Source organism: Subtercola frigoramans (assembly GCF_016907385.1).
Lineage (GTDB): Bacteria > Actinomycetota > Actinomycetes > Actinomycetales > Microbacteriaceae > Subtercola > Subtercola frigoramans.
Genome location: NZ_JAFBBU010000001.1, coordinates 2,282,674 through 2,303,620, shown reverse-complemented (window position 1 = coordinate 2,303,620; position 20,947 = coordinate 2,282,674). Strand labels below are relative to the sequence as shown.

The window sequence follows — 20,947 nt, the reverse complement described above, 5'->3', positions numbered from 1 at the left end:
GACGTGACGGTCTCCATGCGAGTGATGAGCGCCGGTAGCGGCTACAAGTACCTCCTGCGAACCGTCGCCGTCGGCGACGGAGACCGCTCCCTGTCCACCCCGTTGACGAGGTACTACACCGAGGAAGGCAGCCCGCCCGGCTTCTGGCTCGGCTCGGCCACCACCGCACTCGGCAGCGGGCAGATCGTCCCGGGCGATCGCGTCTCCGAGTCCCAGTTGCAGCTACTCATCGGCATGGGCCGAGATCCAATCACCGGGGAACCGCTCGGGCGCGCTTACCCTGAGTACCGCACCGTGGCCGAGCGAATCGACGCTCGCACAGCGGCGCTCGATCTCGACCTCAGCCCGGTCTCGCGTGCGGAGGTTATCGCCGCGATCGAAGTCGAGGAAAATGACCGCGGAAGCCGACGGGCAGTGGCGGGGTTCGATTTCACGTTCTCCATCCCGAAGTCAGCATCGGTGCTGTGGGCGGTGTCAGATGCAGGAACACAATCTCTCATTGCGGACGCGCATCATGCGGCGGTTGCGGAGATGGTTGCGTTCATGGAGCGGGAGGTTGCCGCGACCCGTGTCGGCGCGGTCGGACGCAACGGGGCGGTTTCGCAGGTCGACGTGACCGGACTGATCGCGACGGCGTTCGACCACTACGACAGCAGAGCCGGCGACCCCCACCTTCACACCCACGTCGTGATCTCGAACAAGGTGCAGACCGCTCACGACGGAAAGTGGCGGTCCCTCGACGGCCACCCTCTGCACGCGGCAACGGTTGCACTGTCGGAACTGCATGAGGCCGTGTTCGCCGACCACCTGACCCGCGCCTTCGGCGTCGGGTGGGAAGCCCGAGAGATGGGGCGTGACCGCAACCCTGCGTGGGCGATCACCGCGGTGCCCGAGCATCTCGTGGTCGAGTTCTCGTCGCGCTCGCGGCAGATCGAGCAAGAGAAGAACCGGCTGATCGCCGAGTACATTGAGCGCCAGGGACGGCAACCCTCGCCGACCACCGTGATCAAGCTACGCGCACAGGCAACGCTCGCCACCCGGCCCGAGAAGCAAGTCCGCTCTCTCGCCGACCTCACCGCAGAGTGGCGCGCACGAGCGACCCACCTCCTCGGTGAAGACGCGACCACCTGGGCTCGCACCGTCACTGCGAACGGCGCCCCGCTGTTACTGCGTGCTGACGATGTGCCGCTGGACGTTATCGCGGAGCTCGGGCGCAGCGTCGTTGCGACGGTAGGGGAGAAGCGGTCGACCTGGCGGCGGTGGAACCTCACCGCAGAAGCCGCCCGCCAGACCATGCCCTACCGTCTCGCCACCACCAGAGACCGCGAAGCCATCGTCGGGATGGTCGTGGATGCCGCCGAAGCCGCCTCGCTGCGACTGACCCCGCCCGAGCTTGCGGCCAGTCCCGCGGTGTTCCGCCGGCCTAATGGTACGAGCGCATTCCGCCCGAAGGCATCGACGGTGTACACCTCAGAAGAACTCCTCGCCGCCGAAGACCGGCTCCTCGAGCGCGCCCGCACAATTACCGCGCCGACCGCGCCTATCGACGTCGTGGAGAAGGTCACCGCTCGCCCCGACTGCGAAGGACGAATGCTCGGCGAGGATCAGGCCGCGGCGCTTGCGGCGGTGGCCGTGTCAGGGCGAGTAGTCGACGTGTTGGTCGGCCCCGCTGGGGCCGGAAAGACCACGGCCATGCGTGCACTGCGCACCGCGTGGGAGCGTGAGCACGGACGAGGCAGCGTCGTCGGACTCGCCCCGTCGGCGGTCGCGGCGCAGGTCCTCGCGGACGACCTCGGTATCACGACGGAGAACACCGCGAAATGGTGGGACACCCATCAGCGCACCGGCGCGACCTTCCGCAAGGGTCAGCTGGTCATCATCGACGAAGCCTCCCTCGCCGGCACCCTCTCCCTCGACCGAATCACGGCCCTGGCCGAGCAGACGAGGGCGAAGGTGCTGTTGGTGGGGGACTGGGCGCAACTCCAATCCGTCACCGCAGGTGGTGCGTTCTCCCTCCTCGTCCACGACCGCGACGATGCCCCCGAACTGGTCGACGTGCACCGGTTCGTCAATGTGTGGGAGAAGACGGCCTCACTCGACCTGCGTCACGGCTGTGCCGAAGCGATTGACGCATACGCTGACCACGACCGCATCATCGGTGGCGACAACGAGACGATGATCGACGCCGCGTACACTGCCTGGCGCGCCGACACACGTGCTGGAATCGCGACAGTGCTGATCGCCGATTCGAACGAATCCGTCCATTCCTTGAACCAGCGCGCCCGCGCAGACCTGATTCTCGACGGCACCGTGAATGCACTCCGCGAAGTCGAACTCCAGGACACCTCCCGAGCCTCCATCGGCGATGCGATCATCACGCGTCGCAACGATCGGCGCCTGCATGCCGGTCGCGGGTGGGTGCGCAACGGAGACCGCTGGACGGTCACCGACGTTCGCGATGACGGCTCCCTCACCGTTCGCCGTGCCGGCATGCGTCGGGGTGGGGAGTTGGTGTTGCCGGCCGGGTATGTGGCCGAGTATGTCGACCTCGGATACGCGGTGACCGCACACCGTGCTCAGGGCATCACCACCGACACCTCTCATATCCTCGCCGATGCGAGCACTACGAGGGAGAACCTGTACGTTGCGATGACCCGTGGACGCGAAGCGAATCTCGTCTACATCGCCACCGACAGACCCGACGACTCCCACAACGGCCCGCACCCCGCAGACAACCCCGACGCAACGGCACGGACTGTGCTCTACGGGGTGCTGCAGCACGTCGGCGCGGAACTCTCCGCGCACGAGACGATCACCGCTGAGCAAGAAACGTGGGGATCGGTGGCGCAACTCGCGGCTGAGTACGAGACGATCGCGCAAGCCGCCCAGCACGACCGCTGGGCAACGCTCATCCGTAGCTCCGGTCTCACCCCGGACGAAGCCGAAGACACGATCCGCTCCGACACCTTCGGTGCTCTGACCGCAGAACTCCGACGCGCGGAAGCTAACCACCACGATGTCGACCTGCTACTTCCGCGACTGGGTGCAGCACGGGGATTCGGCGACGCGGACGACATCGCTGCGGTCCTTCACCACCGCCTCACGCGCGCCACCACCCGCCCAGCAGGGTCAGGGCGTACTCGCATGGCTCCCCGTTTGATCGCGGGCCTGATCCCCGAAGCCTCCGGGCCGATGGCAGCCGAGATGCAGCAGGCACTCACCGAGCGGCGAGAGCTGATTGGGCGGCGTGCCGACGCCGTCCTCGACCAAGCGACCCTAGAGAAACAGGAGTGGGTACTGAAGATCGGCGAGGAACCTACCGAGGCGGAGGCAGCAGCGAGTTGGCGGCGGCAAGCTCGAACCATCGCGGCGTACCGCGACCGCTACGACATCACTGCAAACAACCCGCTCGGTGCGGCACCAGGCGTCGAAGCGCAAAACATCGACCTTGCACGAGCCAGCGCCGCGCTGGTGAGGATCAAAACCATCAAAACGCAGCCGACCGACGAAGCAACGCCACCCTCACCGAGGCGTACAGGCACCGGCCGGGTCCTGTGAACTCAACCAGGATGCTGACCATGCTCCCACTTCCCGACGGCCAGAGTCCGATCTACAGTGGACTGTATAAGTAAGGCGGCTTTCAAATGTGTGTCGCCGTCGCCCCGAGCGTGACGGCATGATCGCCCGATCCGGGCAGTCCTTCAAGGTCCTTTGTCGCTAGACCCGTAGAAGAGGACTGCCGCAATGATCCGCCTACTCTGGAATGCCAGCATCCATGCCCGGGGGTTCCTCCGCCGGTACATGCCCACCAACATCCTCCTCGATGCGATCCGCACAAGGCGAGGACTCAAGTGGGGTGTGCCAGCAACGCTGCTTGCCGCGCCGTACCTGCTTCTCGCGAGTATCTGCACCAACTTCATCGCTGACGGTGGTCCCGGATGGCTCAATCTTCTCGTTCTCCTCTTCACGTGGAACGCGCTGAAGTTCATCGTCGTGGGGCCTGTGAGCCTCGCGCTGCTGATCCGCGCTCGCCACCGAGTGGCGGCGGCGACTCGTGCAGGTCATTAGATAAGGCGACAACGCGCGGGGCCCCGCGACGAGGAGATAGCATGCTTGGCGGGGGAGCACGGCTCGCCGCTACTCCATCTCAAGCCAATGTCGTGTTGATGTTCGAAGTGACGACGCCGAGCAGCGCGGAGATATCGCGACTGCGAGGTGTTACACAGAACAGATGAAGATGTTCCTATTGGGCGCGGGCGCGTCAGTCGATGCTGGGCTGAAGTCGAGCGTCGGTCTCACCAAAGCAATCGCGGAGCGACTTGGTCGAGGTTCGTTCCGGAATCCGACGGGGCAGCTACTCCATGCCGTGATCGGAGCGATGGTTCAGCATGACGCCAGCGGAGGCGCGGATGCATTCGTCGTTCCTGATGTCGAGCGCGTGTTCTCGGCGGTGACCAAGCTGAAGTTGCGTGACGACCTCGATATTTCCGCATTCGTCGAACGATGGAACGGCAGCCTAGACACGGTCACTGGACCATCGGGCCTCCCCAGATCGTGGGCACGCGAGTTTCGTGAATCCTTGAGCGGAGAGGCTGCCGGCGATATGGAACTGCAAGCCACATTCGAGCGGGGCGTGTCCGCCCTGACTGAGTCCACATCTTCGTCGTTGTTTGCGGACCTCGAACAGCGGATGCGGATGGCTCTCGTTCAAGTTCTCAAGGTCGACTCAGAAAGGGTCTCGTATCTGAACCCGATGGTGTCCTCGACAGACCTACACGCGATCGCAACGCTCAACTACGACCTGTCCGTCGAAACTGCTAGTTCGCGGATCGGACTTACGGTAGATACCGGACTCGACAGGTGGAGGGGCGGCTACGGATGGGGCTGGACGCCCGAGAGCGACCTGAAGCTGCTGAAACTCCACGGCTCGTTGGACTACGTGCTCCACCACGCGCGACCGATCGGAGGCCGGATGATCAGCGAGCACCTTGTCGGAGTTGGTGATGAGGTCGGAGCAAATCCTGCGCTGGTTTTTGGGCTCGGATCTAAGCTGCGTTCAGACGGGCCGTTTCTTGCGATGCTCGTGGAGTTCGACCGCCTCCTTGCGAGTACCGAGTGGCTCACTATCGTGGGCTACTCGTTCCGCGATGACCATATCAACGCTGCGTTGACAAGGTGGATGAACGGGAGCAGCGCTCGCCGCTTGTCCGTCATTGACCCAGACATCGAGAAGTGGATGCAGGACGGTGGCGGCGCACCGAGCTACTTCGCTCGCCTTCAACGAGGTGCGTCCGGAGAGGGTTACGAATTCGGGAGCCGTGCCATGTGGACGCCTATCCAGACAGATTTCCTTCCTTTGGGTGCAGCTCAGGGGGTGGAGCAGCTTCACGGCTAGGCGTGCTGATCCAACTTCCTCGCTCTAGACGCCGGTGTGTGATGGGACGATTGACTGGTGAAGTTCCAGCCGCGCTCTCGACAGCCTCATGAAGATGAGTCCAGAGGCATCTGGCTTGCGAACGACACAATCCTTCGAATCGGTGCAAGCGAGTTGCACCTAAACCAGCACGTAGACCCTCCAGAAGGCCCGCATTTCCTGTACGAGGACGGACCGTCGCTGTTCCTCGGACGTACTGGACGTGGGCCGCTTCAGGTTGCCTGGGACACGAACCTGCTCATCGACTACTTCGAGCACGGCATGCAACTCTGGGAGGGTGAGGCCCTCCCGCAGAAAGTCCTCGCAGATCATGGCGAAGAGCTGGAAGGTCTTCAGCTGGTCATGAGTCTCTGGGTACTTCGCGATATCCGGTTCCACATTCTGCTCGGAGTGATTGACGATTCGAAGAATCAGCTTGATCCGCTTCGGAGACGGCAGAGGGTGCACGCATGGAAGGAGTTCTGCGCCGCGCTCGCTCTCGTCGAAGATGACGGATACGGACTGCCCACACCGTGTGCTGACCTCGGCGATCTGGAGATCAAGGATGCGCTGTCTCACGTTCCCGCCGGCAACGACCGAACCCTCGTCGAAGATGCGCTCAGGTCAGGGATGCACGTATTCATGACTTGCGACAAGGGTGTCCTCAGAGCGCGGGAACACCTGACGCCGCTCGGACTTCTCATCGCCAGCCCGCTCGACCTTCTCGAAGAACTAGGTGCCTCTGGAGCCCTCCACTGCTTGTTCGAGCGGCAGCACCTGTACTGGCCGATGCCAGATCAACAGAGAGTTTCTCACCTGATTCAGGCACTCGGAACGGCCGCAGGGGAGACCTCGTCGCCGACCCTCTAACCCGGATGCGTCACCAACTGACCCCGGCAGTGCAGTGTGCACGCGGTGCGCCATGCGGCGTGCGTCGCGCTCTTCCATACCGGTAAAATGACAACCGGGGATTCTTGACATGGCGTGTCGCGGCACCCGGCATCATCGTTCGTGTTCTCCTGGAGGTGAACGCTTAGGTTCAGCAAGGAGAAGTGACGCGTGGCAACGTACGCAGTGAAGCTCGAGCGCTCCGTCCCGCTAATCCTGCCCCGGCACCCCGATGCGCCTGAGGACGAGAAATTCGTCGAATGGTGCGCAGCCGAAAAGCAATCCGGACGCCCCCTCGCGATCGACCTGTTCTCAGGTGCCGGCGGACTCGGCGCCGGCGTCGAGGCAGCCGGCTGGACGGTAGTGGCTGCGGTCGACCATGACAAAGCAGCCCTAGAGACACACCGCGCCAACTTCCGCGGACGAGCACTAGAAGTCGATATGTCCGACTCAACCCAGGTCGCCAGCCTTATCAAGGAGTTACGTCCTCTCGGCATCGATCTCATAGCAGGCGGGCCGCCGTGCCAGCCATTCAGCAGAGCCGGTCGAGCGAAGATCCGTTCACTCGTCAACGAAGGAACACGCGACGCGGTTGACGCGCGCAAAGAACTCTGGCGCTCGTTCATCGACGTGGTGCTCGCGCTTCGGCCTCGTGCCGTCCTGATGGAGAACGTGCCTGACATGGCTATCGGGGACGATCTCAAAGTCATTCGAGAAATCGCGGACATCCTCGAAGATGAGGGTTACACCATCGACTACAGACTCCTTGACGCTTGGAGACATGGCGTCCCACAGCACCGCAAACGATTTATCCTCCAAGCACGAAACGACGGAGCCCTGCCAGTGTGGCCGAGCCTGACAGATGATCCGCCGTCAGTCCGCGATGCGATTGAAGATCTGCCATCGCTCAATGACACCACCGGGGCCCGAGAACTGCCCTACCTGACTGAGCCGACAAGGACACTTGCGAAAGAGCTACGTGGTTCCGCAAGTCCAGGCATCATTTACGACCACATGACCCGTCCAGTACGCGATGACGATCGCGAGGCATTTGAGCTGATGACCTCATCGACTCTCTACTCCGATCTCCCCGACCGTCTCAAGAGATACCGCTCCGACACCTTCAACGACAAATACAAGCGGCTCGACTGGGACGACCTCAGCCGGACCATCACCGCGCACATCGCCAAGGACGGGTACTGGTACATCCACCCGGGAGAGCACCGCACCCTCACTGTCCGCGAAGCCGCACGCATTCAGACGTTCCCCGACAGCTTCCGGTTCTTCGGAACTCGAAGCGACGCATTCCGCCAGATCGGAAACGCAGTCCCCCCGATTCTTGGCCGCGTCGTTGCTCAAGCGATCCTGCCACTCAGCGAGCCCGGACACGAGCTCGCGCCGTTGCCGGCGATGCGAGCTCACCTCACCCAATGGGCGCTCCGGCAGCGGCAGGCCACATGGTGGCTGTATCCCGGTCCAGATATGACCGCTGCCGCAGCCGCTATCGCCGCCTTGCTCGACGTGCATCGGCTGCCCTTTGCCTCAGCATTCGCTCTCATGGAGCCGGTCCGAGGGATTCAGGATCTGACGCCAACATCACTTCAACACATCGATGTTCACAATCTCAGCAAAACAAGGAAGCAATCCGTTCGAGACCTCCGCGAGATCTTGCGCAACGAGGAATCCGTCGACTGGACTCCACTTCTGGCGACGCTCCTTGGTGCCGCCCAGCGCAAGGTCTTTGCACTCTTGCGTGGCGGTAACGAGCTGCTCGTAAACGAGCACATCGGCAAAGTTGTCACCCTACTCATGGGCCTGCCGGAGGCGCAGACCGGACTGCACACCGACATCAAGGTTGCCTTGGCCCAATTGGTGTCCACCGGACCCGAAGCCGCACTGCGGATGAGCGCCATACGAGCGATCACAGTCTCCGAGGCGCGGGCGCACATCATGAGTCCTCTCGGTGCAGACCTTGAGAACCTGGGGATAGAGGAAGCGTCATGACCGATGAGATCGTCACCCGGCAACACGACCCAGCTACTCCGACCGGTTTGGGCGCGCTGAGACCAAGAGCACGTCTGCTCCGCACGCTGGGTAACGATCTCATCAGTAGTGACAAAGTTGCGCTCATCGAACTGGTCAAGAACTGCTACGACGCCGACGCAACTACTGTCATCATTCGCTTTCGCGGACCTCTGGAAGAAGGCAGTGGCAGGATCGAGGTTTGGGACGACGGGCACGGGATGGACGTTCCCACTCTTCAGCGTTCATGGCTTGACATCGCCACCGACACAAAAAGGCGCAAGCCCAAAAGTGACAGCGGACGGCGCGTGCTCGGCGAGAAAGGCATCGGCAGGTTGGCCGCGGCAAGGCTCGGCAGCGAGCTGATGCTCGTGACCAGGATGGCCGACGTCAGCGAGGTAAAACTCCTCATCGACTGGAGCCAGTTCGACCGCGACGACGCCTACCTTGACGAGATCGAAGTGGCATGGGAGCTCGGCGACCCAGAGATCTTCTCTGAAAGCGGCTCAGCCAGCGAAGTTTTCTCCGATTCCGTCAGCGAGACATGGCAACGCGGCCATGGAACTCTGCTGCAAATCGACAAGCTGACACACGGGTGGACGAAGGAGGACTTCGTCGAACTTCGCACCGCACTCACCCGATTGATTCGTCCCCGACCAGTCGCCAAGACCACGGCCGAGGTATTGACCGCTAAGGGTCCCGAAACCGCCGCCCCCGATTTCCAGATCCTCATTGAACTCCTAGCGGTCCCAGAAGAGTTGCAGGGATTCGCCGGTCCAGTTGACACCTCAGCCGATCTCCAGACACCCCACTATCGACTTACTGGGTCCGTCGACAAGAACGGATCAGCAGCCCTTCACTACGTACAGCAGGACCCTCCGATCGACGAAGATCTAGGGACAAAACTGCTTTGGAACAACGACAAACGAGCTCCGAATGCCGGGCCCTTCGACTTCGAGATCAACGTATGGGATCGAGATAAAGACGCCATCCAGCGGACCCTCGAAGCGGCGAGCCCGGGCGGACCTACCCCTACTCCGAAGGATTTGAAGGGCTTCCGCGAAACACTCGACGTTGTCGCCGGGGTCAGCATATACAGAGACGGCTTCCGCGTCCTGCCCTTCGGCGAGAGCGGCGACGACTGGCTCGGCCTTGACCTCCGACGCGTCCAAAGCCCCACTCGTAGGCTCTCCAACAATCAGATCATCGGTCACATCTTTATCGGAGCTGACACGAATGAGGGTCTAAAAGACCAGTCGAACCGAGAAGGTTTTCTCGCGGGGCCGGCCTATTCAGATCTTCAAGCGTTGGTTCGAGCTGCACTGAACGAGCTAGAGATTCGTCGCTACACGGCGCGACATCCCGAGAAACCACTAGCCGAAAAGAAGGGCGGACTGTTCGAGCGGTTCGACCTTGGTGAGATCCGCGGCGCACTCGCCGCGAGCTACCCCGGTGACACTCGACTCATCGGTCTGATTGACGAGAAGAACCGCGACATTCAGGACGGAGTCACCGAGGTTCAGCACGTCCTGTCGCGATACTCGCGTCTCGCCACTCTGGGATCACTGGTCGACCGTGTCCTCCACGATGGGCGAACAGTCGTTACACGCCTCAAGAACATTGCAAGGTTTGGGAAGCGCGACCTCGACAAGCCCACCTTGCCGCTAGCGGAAAAAGTCGTGATCGCTCAGGGCTCTATGGAGCAGACGGGCGTACAGGCGCAGGTTCTTTCGTCACTGTTCAACCAGATCGAACCCTTCGGGGGACGCAAGCGCGGTCGACCGAAGGAGACCCGGACTCACGATGTCATAAAGAATGCGATAGCCATCATGCAGGTCGAGGCCGATGATCAGGGTGTCGAACTTCTTGCGGGCGATGACGATTTCACAACGCGGCTGGACGAAGCAGAGGTGCTGACTGTTCTCGTGAATCTGATCCAGAACGCGATCTACTGGACCGCCACTCAGTCGAAGGACGCCGAGAGGAAAGTCCTGATTGGGGTTCGAAGCAACGACGACTCATCGCTGACCTTCGCCGTCAGCGACTCGGGCCCCGGGGTGCCGGATGATCTTCGACCGCACATCTTTGACCCGTATTTCTCAAGCAAGCCCGAAGGGGTCGGACTCGGACTCAGCATCGTCGGAAACTTGGTTGAGGACATATACGGCGGCGAACTCACTCTCGTCAACGAGGGCCCTCTTAGTGGGGCAACTTTCGAGGCGACGTTCAGGAGGCGTGTCTAGTGACGGAGAAGACCTGGCGGATCTTGATTATCGAGGATCAGGCGGACCTCGCTGCCGCAGCGCAGCGCGAGATTACAGACGCTTTTGATCTGAACCCAGCGATAGACGTTGACGTGCAGTTTGAGACCGATTTCGACGCCGGATTTGCCCGTGTGCAGAGGGGCGAGAGTGACTTGGTGGTGCTCGATGTCAGACGAGACACCCCGAATCCGACGACGGCCGATAAAACCGCCGGCCACGCCGTTTTTTTGGACATCAAAGAAGCACGTTTCGCCCCTGTCATCTTCTGGACGGCATTACCCGAGAACGTCGACAATGAGATCATGCTCCCGATCGTCGCTGTCGTAAAAAAGGACGACATAGACAAGCTGCCGGGTGCCATTGAAGCAGCTATAGCGAGCCGTGCAGTAGACACAATCGATGACATCGAAAAGCAGGTTGCGGCGGTACTCACGAAGCACATGTGGACAGAGCTCGGACCCCACTGGAGCGAGTACACCGACGGCGCAGACTCAGCGACGCTCGCCCAAGTGCTCATCAGCCGGCTTGCGCGAGTGCTAGACGAAGACCGTGAGCACTCGTTCACAACTCACCCGAGCCACCGATATGTGTATCCGCCAGCTTCAGAAATACGGTCCCCGGGCGACATCCTTCGCGAGCGTGGCCAAGATTGGTGGGTGGTACTAACACCCGCATGCGATTTCGAACAGAAAAAGTTCGAGTACGTATTGCTAGCCCACGCGGGACCGATTGAGGCGCATCGCAAGTACACGGCCTGGACATCGGCAAAAGCTCAAGGCAAGGCCGCGAAAGGGGAGTGGAACGAACTCCGGAAGGACGTTCTGAAAGCAACTCAAGGTCGCTACCAGTACCTGCCAGCATTTCGAGACATTCCAGACCTCGTGATCGACCTTGAGAATGTCCGATCCGTCAAGGTGGATGTGCTCGAAGCGATGGAAGCTGTGGCCTCGCTTGTCAGTCCATTCTCCGAGGCACTATTGGTGCAGCACAGTCAGTTCCGTGGACGTATTGGTGTGCCCGACCTCGATGAGGATCTAATCAAGCGGCGGCTGGAAGATTCGGTACTGCCAGGTCAGACAGCTACCGGCACGCCGTCTGTAGTTCCGTTGTGATCGGATCAACGCGCTCGCAAGAGCATAGCCCGGTACAAGACGGCCGAGGCCTGCGACGATCGAGTCCAGTTGGTGGCATCCCTGACAGTCGCCGTGGTGAGCACATGTCATCGGTGGCCGCGTACCTATGAAACCCCTGCCCTGAGACCTGTAGCGTCCAGGGCAGGGGCGTGTCGCCTGGCGATATACGGTCGATGGGCTTAGGGCATGATGGGGGCATGCTCTTCGTCGTCATGGACACCAATGCGTTGTTCCGAGACCCGTGGATGACCCGCGATGCGGCGCCGAAGCTGGTCGACCTAGCCGCCACCGGTGCGTGCAAGATCGTGTATCCGCAGGTCGTAATCGACGAGTTGCGGCGTCAGCGCGTGGAGTCGGCTAGGGGCGCTCACGAGGATGCAGCAGCCAGTGTCCAGCAGATGCGCGCGGCCGGGAGTGATGTCACCCAGACAGCCAACGATCTCAGCGCAGCCCACGACCGCATCGAAGCCGACATCGACAGCACGTTCCATGCAGTGCTGGCACGCGACGGCGTCCATGCAGCGCCGGTGCCGAAGGTGCCGACGTCGGATCTTCTGCGCCGAGATTTGGGCCGACGCCGGCCGTTCCTCGAGATCGAACAGGGGAAGACGAAGAAGTCCCTCGGCTTCCGCGATGTGCTGATTTGGGAGAGCGTTCTTGAACTCCTGGTCGGCGCTGAGATCGACGACAAGGTGCTGTTCGTGACGTTCGACAATGGCTTCCTCGCCGAGGATAAGAAGTCCCTTCATCAGGATTTGATGGACGACGTCGATCGACTCGTGATCCCGCGGAATCGCATCTCCTGGTCCCGAAATATCGTTGAGGCAATCGCCATCGTGGAAGCGCAGGTACCCGCGTCGCCCCCGGTGGAGACCATGCCCCCGGTGGAGGAGACTCCCGAACCGAAACCCACAGCATCAAGGCCGTCAAAGAATCCCATCGACGTGGCCGTGAATGAGCTGAAGCAGATGCGTTCTCCCGTGGCGAAGGTCGACCTAGTCAAGGCGGCCACGGACGCTCTCTATGACCTTATGAACGAGAGCGTCTCCGAGCAGCTCATCTACGGCGGCGACTACGGCTACCCCTCGTTCGTGAAGTTCACTGTGCCAGCGATTGAGGACGCCGCCATCGCGGGCATTGACCAGACGACGGAGTTCTCCTTCAAGGAGGACCCTGCGTCGCCTGACGTGATCATCGCAACCGCAGTAGCTGTCGTGACCCTCGAAGGGGGGCTTTACCGAGGGGACTGGCACTCGGGCGACGGCGAGGTAAGCATTATCGGGGAACTCAACAATCACTACCTCGAGGCCAGCGCGGAGGTCGAGGTTCGGGTTGTCGTCCAGCTCGACATCGAGGGCGGATCCGGGATCCCGATCGATGTGGTTCTTGAAGACCCACGGCCTGCGGTTGGCATTGTCGATGACGTGCTGGACTTCGCGCTCGCGGACTGACCGCTTGTTGCTGGGAACGGTGAGGCTCCGCCCATGTCGGGCAGGGTCGATTCTCGAGGAACATGACAACATTCCGGGATTCCGTGAGCACGACTTAAGGTTCATGTGCGACGTGTGCCGCGAAGAGTGAGACTTCGTCTCCGGACTTTCAGTGCGGGGTGGCGGATCGCGCCCTTCTCGCACCGGCTGCCGGCTGATGACCTCTGGTCCCGACCCCGCAGTGGCGTGCGAGTATCACTGCGGGGTGGGGATCGGTCTGCCGCCAGCTTCTGCCGGAACCCCTGCTCTGGTGATCCATGGAGGGGGACCAAAAAGGGACCAGAATCATGCAAACCATGCATGGCGTGACATGCTCTGCATGATCTGATCGGCGGAATTATGCAGTTTTCGGATCGAATCGAGTCGTTTGGACGCCTGGGGGTCAAGGGGTCGCAGGTTCAAATCCTGTCAGCCCGACCAGATGAGTGTTACTGCAAACAAGGACCCTATGGTCCGGAACAGGCAGTAACGATAGGGACATCGCCGTAAGAGAGCCGCTCATTTGAGCGGCTCTCTTACGTTTCGGGTAATGCTTCGCCCACGAGGCCGCTGCAAGCTGATTGACGGCATCCTCGGGTAAACCGATTCGACGGGCGGTATAGACCCGTTCTGCGGCAAGCAGGTCGCCAAGTGGCTCTTCCAGGTCGTGGTCGGTGACTTCTTCATGATCGACAAAGATCTGCCTGAAGATCGCCTGGTTTAGCCGCCGCCGCACCTCATCGCTGGCGTCCATGTACAGGGCGTGAGGATCCTCTAGCAGCGCTAGGTTGGCTTCGACGAACGCGCTGGCGTCGGTCAGACTCTCATTTAAGTTTTCGAGTTGCTCGGTCAGGCGAAGTCTGTCCGCGGCGATTGTACGAAGGCGTTCTCTGATCTTCACCTGCGGCAGCGTGCCGTCAGCGGCCAGGTCGAGAAGGTTCGACTCCTTTGCATCCAGACTGTCGAGTTGATCCGTGAGCTGCTTCTTTAGCAGTCGTTGCGAATGTTCTTGGTCGGACAGCCCTTCACTCAGCGCGGCGCGCATCGTCTCGAGATATTCAGGACTGAACTGAATCGTCCTGAAGTGATCTTCGACGGCTCGCTCGACGCGTTCCATATTCGAGTATTTGGCGTCGCACAGACCGTCTTGAGTGCCGCGACAGAAGAAGTAGAAGTACTCGTCGCCCGACCGCGAGATGGTCCGTCTGATGATCATGCGTCGGACTGATCCATCGCGCCGGAAACACCTACCGCACCAAAGTGTCCCTTTGAGATAGTGGTGCACTACCCGGCGTCGCTCACCGGCATGGCCACGTGATTCAAGCAGGCCCTGCACTTTGTCGAAGAGCTCTTGGTCGATGAGTGCCTCGTGGCGACCGGGATATTCCTCGCCCTGGTACATGACGAGTCCGAGGTAGTAGCGATCTCGGAGGAGTTGAAACATCTTGCTTGTCGAGATGGGACCGGCTGGCCTACTTTGGGTTGCTCTGGTGCGTAGACCTCTGTCTGTGAGTTCTGTTGCGATGTCATCGAGTGTGGCGTGACCGGCGGCGTAGAGCTCGAATGCAAGCTTCACGAAGGGCGCACGTTCGGGATCGACTTCGACGGCCCGAATTTCTCGTCCGTCAACACGGTCGATGGTGTTCATATATCCAATTGGGGCTCGTCCGAGGGTTCCACCTTTCTTTGCTTTTTCGCCCATCTTGTAGGCGATGTCAGCGCCTTCTTCAGCGGAACGGAACTCGTTGAACGCCGCGAGGATGCCGTGCATGAGTTGGCCCACCGGTGTTTCGTCGATTGACTCGGTGGCCGAGATCAACGTCACTCCGCGCTTCTTGAGGTCTGCCCCCACGATCGCATCATCAAACCGATTTCGGGCCATTCGGGAGAGTTTGTAGACGATCACATAGTCGACGTCTTTCTCGACCCGGATACGTTCGAGCATCTGCTGGAACGCCAGACGCTTCGTCATTTCAGTGGCGGATCGTCCCGGCTCGACGTACTCGTCGATGATCGTCACGCCGAGTTGTTCAGCCTTGCGGTAACAGGCCTTGCGTTGTGCGGGTAGCGAGTTGCCCTCAGGGTCATAATCAGTGGTCACCTGACGCTGGGTACTTACTCGAATATAAATGACCGCGCGCTTGCCCTTGGGTACGCCGACCATCGTCACGTCCGTGCCATCCAACAAACCCGGTAGCGGCAACTGCAGCTCGTTAGGTAACTGCGGTGATGGGTTGCCAGATATGAATGCGCTCATGGGTGTATGTCCGTTCTGGTCAGAGGCGAGGTGGGCATTAGCAGCGAGTACGGAAACGAGAGTTCCCGTAGCCGGTTGGTCATGGCGACAGACAAGCCGACTCGCAGTTGGCTTAGGCCGGAATATCGGGATGCAGCGCTCGACACGACGGTTTGACACCAACGATTGACAGCAACGTGCCCGAGGATGAGCGTGATTGTGTGCGCGCGCAGGGCTTTGATTACAGAGGTGGAGAGCAACTCCACAGAGTGGAAATTCGTGCTCTTAAGCAGGGTGTCCGGGGTTCGAGTCCCCGCTGGCCCTCCACTGTAAATCGTCGATATTTTCGCTACCGATCGACGATTTTCACTGGTTGACATCAACGATTGACAGCAACCGTCACTGCCATCAACCATGACTAGCTTCGACTCACTCGATCCGAGTGAGTTTTTGCTGCTCTCTAAAAACATCCGTTCAATGCTTCCCATCGCCTCACGCTGGGCTTTGATGTCGCCGTGCTGGTAGAGCTCCTGAGTCGTGGTCACGCTGGCGTGCCCCAGGATCAATTGAGCGTCTCTCGCAGGGACGCCAAGGTTCTTGAGCAGCGTCGCAGCCGTGTGGCGCACATGATGCACGGTGATGATCGGTAGCCCTGCCTTAGCGCTCAGCAGCTTGAATGCTCGAACGAAATTCTTCGGATCGACAGGTTGTCCTGTTTTACTGTGGATCACAAGCCGCTGTGAATCTTCAACAGCAAACCGGCTGTCAGTCATGCTGACTCCACGTCGCTCCGCCTCCCGCTCAAGCGCCTGGCGCATCATTGGCAAGAGCGGCAACGTGCGCCGGCCGGCCGAAGTCTTGACTGGCCCTGCGGTGAGGGCACCGTCAATGCGCTGGATCTGCTGCCGAACGTAAAAGCAGTCGTTCGCTAGATCGATATCGCTCCAGCGAAGGCCAAGTACTTCGCCGCGTCGCATTCCGTACAGAATCAGTAGCATGTAGCCAACTTCCCAGATGTGGCCCTGCGCGCTCTGGAGGAACTGGGACGCATCCCGGCTTTGCCACGGCTGGATTTCTTTTCGCTCCCAGGCCGGTAGTTCGACGAATCGCGCCACGTTTCGGTGCACGAGCTCTTCGCGTTGAGCGCGACCGAGGGCGGAACTAAGCACGGTTCGCATCTTGTGAACTGTGCGAATCGAGTGGCCACGCTCAAGGAGGTCGTTGATCGCCTCCTGAACGTCCTTGACTGTGAGCGCAGTCAATCGACGGGACCCGACGAGCGGTTTGATGTGCAGTCGTATCGTGCTCTCGTATAGCTCCTCGGTTCGCGGTCGGTTCTTGACGGGCACCACGTTGGCTAGCCAGTAGTCAAGGTATGAAGCGACTGTCCACGTCGTTTCAGGTGCCGGAAGACCCTTGCGAGAATTGTCGAGGTGAACGAGAAGCTTGTCGTGCACCGTTTTGCGGCTTGCGCCGTAGACGTACACCCGCTTGCTCGCTCCTGAAGCGGTGTTCACGAAGGCCGAGCCTGCGAACCGACCGTCTTTGCGCTTGTAGATCGTGCCTTCGCCGTTTGCTTTTCTAGGCATGATGACCTCGCAGCTCGACGATTCGAAGGTTGTCGACGTAGGCATCGAGATCGAGCGAGGGAACGAGCCGTCGTGAGCCGATTTTGATCGTCACGAGTTTGCGTTCACGGATGAGCTTGTAGATCATCCATTGGCTGGTCTTCAGCCGCTCTGCCGCTTCTGCGACGCTCAACACGAGGGCGGCGCTTGTAGCTGACGGGGTTTGATTGATGATCGAATTCATTTGAGTTCCCTCCTTTCGGGATTTGGGTTTACGTTGCTGATGACTGTGAAAAGCCGTAGGTCGGAAAGTCTGAGGGCGGTTCGGTCGCGGCTGACGTCGAAGTACTCCGCTACGGAACGAAGGGTCTGGTGACCTTCTTTGATCGCTGTGCGCACCTTTGCCGCGGGCATAACGGCAGATGCTGCGAAGTGGTCCGCTGCCATCTCCGCTTGAACGTGGCCCTGTAGGTAGCGCGGGTCGTAGAGCCGAGACTCTGAGCCTCGATCGACGATGTGTTTGAACTCGTGCAGAATGCTGAAGCGCTGTCGTGCCGAGCTCTCACCGCTCCGGATGACAATGACCCACTGGTCGGTCTTTCCGTCCCAGAAGATCATTCCTGAGTCGGGGAGTTCTTCGTCGAACTCGATCCGGATGACCCGGAGGGATGAGATATAGGCAACCACGTCAACGTTGTCGCGGTCCGCAAGTCGGGCCAGCAGAGCAGCCTGGTTGCCGGCGACACGTTGTGAGGCGATCCAGCCGAGCGGATGATCCTGTTTCGGTACGAGAAGCCGGAGTCGTTTCAATATTGGTGTTCGGGCAGCCCTGGAAGAGCTACGCGTTGATGTGTTTTCGCGGTTTGTGTTCAAAGGTGCCATTTTTCATCTCCTCCTCCCACCCGGGAGTTTGTGCATGCCTTTTTTATGGTTAGTGCTTTTCGTCTTCTCCGTTCTGGGGGCCAGTCAGGCTGACGCCGTCGCGCTGGGCGAGTTTCACGAAGTAGTGCTCCAGTTCCTCTACCGTCGACGGTGAAAGGTCGTGGTAGCGAGCCCTGAGGTAGGGGGCGAACGAGGGCAGGTTGTGAGGGGCGGGATAGTTCGCGAGAGCGTAGAGATCTGCGATGGGGACATTGAGCGCGGTGCCAACAGCAGTTAGTAGATCGGGGCGTGGTCTGGCCGTGCCGCCGCGTTCGATCTTGCCGATGGTCGTGCGAGGAACGCCGCTCAGCTCGCTGAGCTGTCGTATTGTGAGTCCGGTCGTGTGGCGAGCCTTCTGTAAGTACTCGCCAAGATGCTGAGCTGTCTCTGCGTTTCGCATACTGCGATGTCTCCATTTGATTACTCCTCAATTTTACCTTGACTTGTCCCTAAAAGTGCCGATCAGGGCATATTTCACAACGTTTCCTGTCTGCCGTTCGCGAACTCTACGGTGCGGGGCGAACCGCAAATAATGGGAATTACTACGGATGGTGTCCCTGACTGGAGATCGAACGCTATGGGTCGCGTGCCTTCGCTGGCGTGACCGGTCGATGGGATTTGGAACCGACTCGTTTGCGCAGTGTGGTTTTGACAACACCCTCACCAGGATCCGCACGATGTACGCGTGTCTTCGATGCTGAGGGCTTGACTCTGGTCGTCGATTCATGGGAACCCCATGCGTCGACGAGGGTTTCGATGTATGCACTACCAACCGCTGCGCCACCGAAAATCGAGACGCTACGTTGACGCGGTTTCGTCGGTTGCTTACTTGATGAAGACATACATCCTGCCTCTCAGCTCGACGAGGTCGTAGCCAGCCGTGAAGATCTCATTGAGCTTGTCCTCGTCGTAGGTGAACACCGATTCCAGGCCGTGCTCCTGGGCTAGGCGCTCGACCGACTCGATAACCTCGTCAATCTCGGTCAGTGCACTCATCGCAGCGTGTCGATCGGTGAACTCGTCAATATAGAACTCGTCGAATGTCTGCGCGAGGTTGTCCGCTCCGCCGTCGACGTCCGCAAGCGTGAGGAAAGCCGCAAATGCGGTACCCAACCGGTCGACGAGAGCTTCGACGTGGTCCGCGGCAGCTTGAATCTCGGGGGAGGTGAGGTCTGCGCGAGCGTAGAAGTGGATGAACTGGCGAGGGGACTCGTGTGGCACGAGTAGGTGATGAAGGGTGTCTATCGGAGCACGGCGATAGTCATCGGGCAGCAGGTTATGACGTCCAAGCAGAAAGGTGCCCAGTCGATCGATCCAGAGCTTGATCTGAACTGGCGTTGAAGCGTCACGGTACAGCGAGAGAAATTCGTCGGATACAGCCTCGTACGAACCTAGACCTGACTTTGCGAAGTATTCGAGCGCGGCAAACTTCTGGCTCGTCATCGAGAGCACTTGCGCAATGGCTCGAGATGTTTCTTCGCTGATTTCGGTTCCCTGACGCTCAGCGACGTCAACGCCGGCCACGATCCTCGCCTCGAGCGCGTGCTCTCCGGCATCGGTCTCTCCTCGATGGCGCGGGAGCCGATTCATATTGCGGCCTCAGCATCCGAACACGGTCGGACTCGACCTCGTGCGGGTTCAGCAGTGATCTTTCGCTCGAGGTAGTCCCAGAGGGCGGTCGTCCACCTGAGCCGACGAACGTTGCCGAACGAGCCCTCCAGTTCCTCGAGAGCTGATTCGGGATCGACAAGTTCGCCAGTCGCGGCGAACTGCTGAAGGCTCCCGTGGACGCTGCGAAACGTCGCGGCGCATATCACCCGAGCCGTTGCGTCATCGAGCGTCTGTTCGAGTGAGCCGAGTGCGTCTTCAATTTGTCGAGTGGCGAGCGCCTCGTTGTTCACTCGAGTGCGAAACAGGCGTGCTTGCTGGTAGCGATTGGTGGTCATGTGGGTGGTCTCCTTTCAGGGGATCGCTTAGTGATTGGTTGAGGTGTAATTCGTCGTCGAATGAGCGAGGAACGGGCTGAAGGCTCATTCACGGTGCGCCGCCGGAGGTAATGAGGGCGATGAAGTTCTCGGTTGTTGTGAAGCGAAATAGCTCGACTGGAAGGCCTGGGGTGGAAGCAACCGCTCGAGACAGTGAGGCTGCGCGGGCTCCGTCTTTCGTGACCCAAACGACAGCGGGGAACACACCGAGTCGGTGTTGTTCGATACCCGACGCTGCGTACGAGGCGTAGCTTCGACATTTGGCCAGGATCTGGGGAAGATGCTCAGTGCCTTCGTCTGCTTCGATGAACCAGTGATCTTCGAAGTCGCCTGACGCTGTGACGGCTGAAAGATCGGGTTTGAGCGTCTGCACGGTGCCCTGCGGTCCGGTGTACTCACGCCAACACTGCGGTTCCGGTTCGACCGACAACAGCTCGACTGAAGGTTCACTTTCAAGAGTGCGTAGCTGCACGACGAGGCTCGAGACCGCGAGGGTGTGGGAAGTAAACAGACTTGAAGGTTCGGTGTACCGGGTACGACCTGGTTCGCCCCTAAAGAATCGCTGCACCCGGTCGCCAGTCGAGCTGAGCTGCCAGATGTTTCCCTGGCTCCCATGCCGAACTCCGCCAATGCGTCGCTGGAGATGGCTGATTATATGATGCGCGTGAAGGCGTTGTAGGACTCTCGTGGTTGCCTTCGTGGCCGCACCGATAGTTAGATGGTTGCCGGCTCCGACGCGGAAATGCAGGGCTTGAATGTTCCTCGTACTCAGAAGACGATGCTTCTCAAGATCGTCAAGCACGAGACGATCCCTGTCGGTTAGTCGAGCCGCGAGGTTCGGGATATCGACGTAGCTCATACGGCGCCTCCGAACATCCACCGCAGTCGTGCGCGGGGGAGTCTCGTTGCAAGGTTGGACCCCACTCTGGCACCCCTGGTACAGGGGTGAGTCCCCTCCCAAGGTGCACGAAAACGAGCGAGATCACGCGGATGTACCGCTGTTCTGGGCAACGTGAATAGACAGACGACCAGACGACCGACAAGACGG

16 protein-coding genes are annotated in these 20,947 nt (G+C 60.3%); 8 read left to right on the top strand and 8 right to left on the bottom strand.

Features of this window, described 5'->3' with window-relative positions; all coding sequences use genetic code 11:
* Positions 1 to 15 precede the first annotated feature (15 nt).
* The 8 genes from mobF to JOE66_RS10715 all read left to right on the top strand — a co-directional run bounded on the left by mobF (position 16) and on the right by JOE66_RS10715 (position 13,171).
* A complete protein-coding gene (mobF, locus tag JOE66_RS10750) occupies positions 16 to 3,558 on the top strand; it encodes a MobF family relaxase (RefSeq protein WP_205111879.1) in 3,543 nt (1,180 codons plus the stop codon).
* Between the two features lie 186 nt (positions 3,559 to 3,744).
* The gene (locus JOE66_RS10745) at positions 3,745 to 4,068 is read left to right on the top strand and encodes a sulfate permease (protein WP_205109329.1); all 324 of its coding nucleotides are present in this window, start codon (positions 3,745 to 3,747) and stop codon (positions 4,066 to 4,068) included.
* 163 nt (positions 4,069 to 4,231) lie between these two features.
* On the top strand, positions 4,232 to 5,395 hold the full coding sequence (locus tag JOE66_RS10740) for an SIR2 family protein (RefSeq protein ID WP_205109328.1): 1,164 nt from the start codon (positions 4,232 to 4,234) through the stop codon (positions 5,393 to 5,395).
* Positions 5,396 to 5,548: 153 nt separating this feature from the next.
* Entirely contained in the window at positions 5,549 to 6,283 is a 735-nt protein-coding gene (locus tag JOE66_RS10735; protein ID WP_205109326.1) for a hypothetical protein, read from the top strand.
* A gap of 189 nt (positions 6,284 to 6,472) precedes the next feature.
* A complete protein-coding gene (locus tag JOE66_RS10730) occupies positions 6,473 to 8,305 on the top strand; it encodes a DNA cytosine methyltransferase (RefSeq protein WP_205109324.1) in 1,833 nt (610 codons plus the stop codon).
* Positions 8,302 to 10,566, top strand: a complete 2,265-nt coding sequence (locus JOE66_RS10725) for a sensor histidine kinase (RefSeq protein WP_205109322.1) — start codon at positions 8,302 to 8,304, stop codon at positions 10,564 to 10,566. Before JOE66_RS10730 ends, JOE66_RS10725 begins: the two co-directional genes overlap by 4 nt.
* Entirely contained in the window at positions 10,566 to 11,699 is a 1,134-nt protein-coding gene (locus JOE66_RS10720; protein WP_205109320.1) for a hypothetical protein, read from the top strand. The genes JOE66_RS10725 and JOE66_RS10720 overlap by 1 nt, the downstream gene beginning before the upstream one ends.
* Positions 11,700 to 11,917: 218 nt before the next feature.
* Positions 11,918 to 13,171 (top strand): PIN domain-containing protein, encoded by a 1,254-nt coding sequence (locus JOE66_RS10715; protein ID WP_205109318.1) that lies wholly within the window; start codon positions 11,918 to 11,920, stop codon positions 13,169 to 13,171.
* Between the two features lie 421 nt (positions 13,172 to 13,592).
* Here the strand turns inward: JOE66_RS10715 and JOE66_RS10710 are convergent, their stop codons facing one another.
* The 8 genes from JOE66_RS10710 to JOE66_RS10675 form a co-directional block, all read right to left on the bottom strand.
* Complete coding sequence (locus JOE66_RS10710; RefSeq protein ID WP_205109316.1) at positions 13,593 to 15,446, bottom strand: recombinase family protein; 1,854 nt, start codon at positions 15,444 to 15,446, stop codon at positions 13,593 to 13,595.
* A complete protein-coding gene (locus JOE66_RS10705; RefSeq protein WP_205109314.1) occupies positions 15,443 to 17,014 on the bottom strand; it encodes a tyrosine-type recombinase/integrase in 1,572 nt (523 codons plus the stop codon). The genes JOE66_RS10710 and JOE66_RS10705 overlap by 4 nt, the downstream gene beginning before the upstream one ends.
* A complete protein-coding gene (locus JOE66_RS10700) occupies positions 17,007 to 17,237 on the bottom strand; it encodes a helix-turn-helix domain-containing protein (protein ID WP_205109313.1) in 231 nt (76 codons plus the stop codon). Before JOE66_RS10700 ends, JOE66_RS10705 begins: the two co-directional genes overlap by 8 nt.
* Positions 17,234 to 17,803, bottom strand: a complete 570-nt coding sequence (locus JOE66_RS10695; protein ID WP_205109311.1) for an ImmA/IrrE family metallo-endopeptidase — start codon at positions 17,801 to 17,803, stop codon at positions 17,234 to 17,236. The genes JOE66_RS10700 and JOE66_RS10695 overlap by 4 nt, the downstream gene beginning before the upstream one ends.
* A 121-nt stretch (positions 17,804 to 17,924) precedes the next feature.
* Positions 17,925 to 18,314, bottom strand: coding sequence for a helix-turn-helix domain-containing protein (locus JOE66_RS10690; protein ID WP_205109309.1), 390 nt, complete (start codon positions 18,312 to 18,314; stop codon positions 17,925 to 17,927).
* A 425-nt stretch (positions 18,315 to 18,739) separates the two neighbouring features.
* On the bottom strand, positions 18,740 to 19,357 hold the full coding sequence (locus tag JOE66_RS10685; RefSeq protein WP_205109307.1) for a hypothetical protein: 618 nt from the start codon (positions 19,355 to 19,357) through the stop codon (positions 18,740 to 18,742).
* 143 nt (positions 19,358 to 19,500) lie between these two features.
* Positions 19,501 to 19,860, bottom strand: a complete 360-nt coding sequence (locus tag JOE66_RS10680; protein WP_205109305.1) for a hypothetical protein — start codon at positions 19,858 to 19,860, stop codon at positions 19,501 to 19,503.
* A gap of 88 nt (positions 19,861 to 19,948) precedes the next feature.
* Positions 19,949 to 20,758, bottom strand: coding sequence for a replication-relaxation family protein (locus JOE66_RS10675; RefSeq protein ID WP_205109303.1), 810 nt, complete (start codon positions 20,756 to 20,758; stop codon positions 19,949 to 19,951).
* Positions 20,759 to 20,947: the final 189 nt, after the last annotated feature.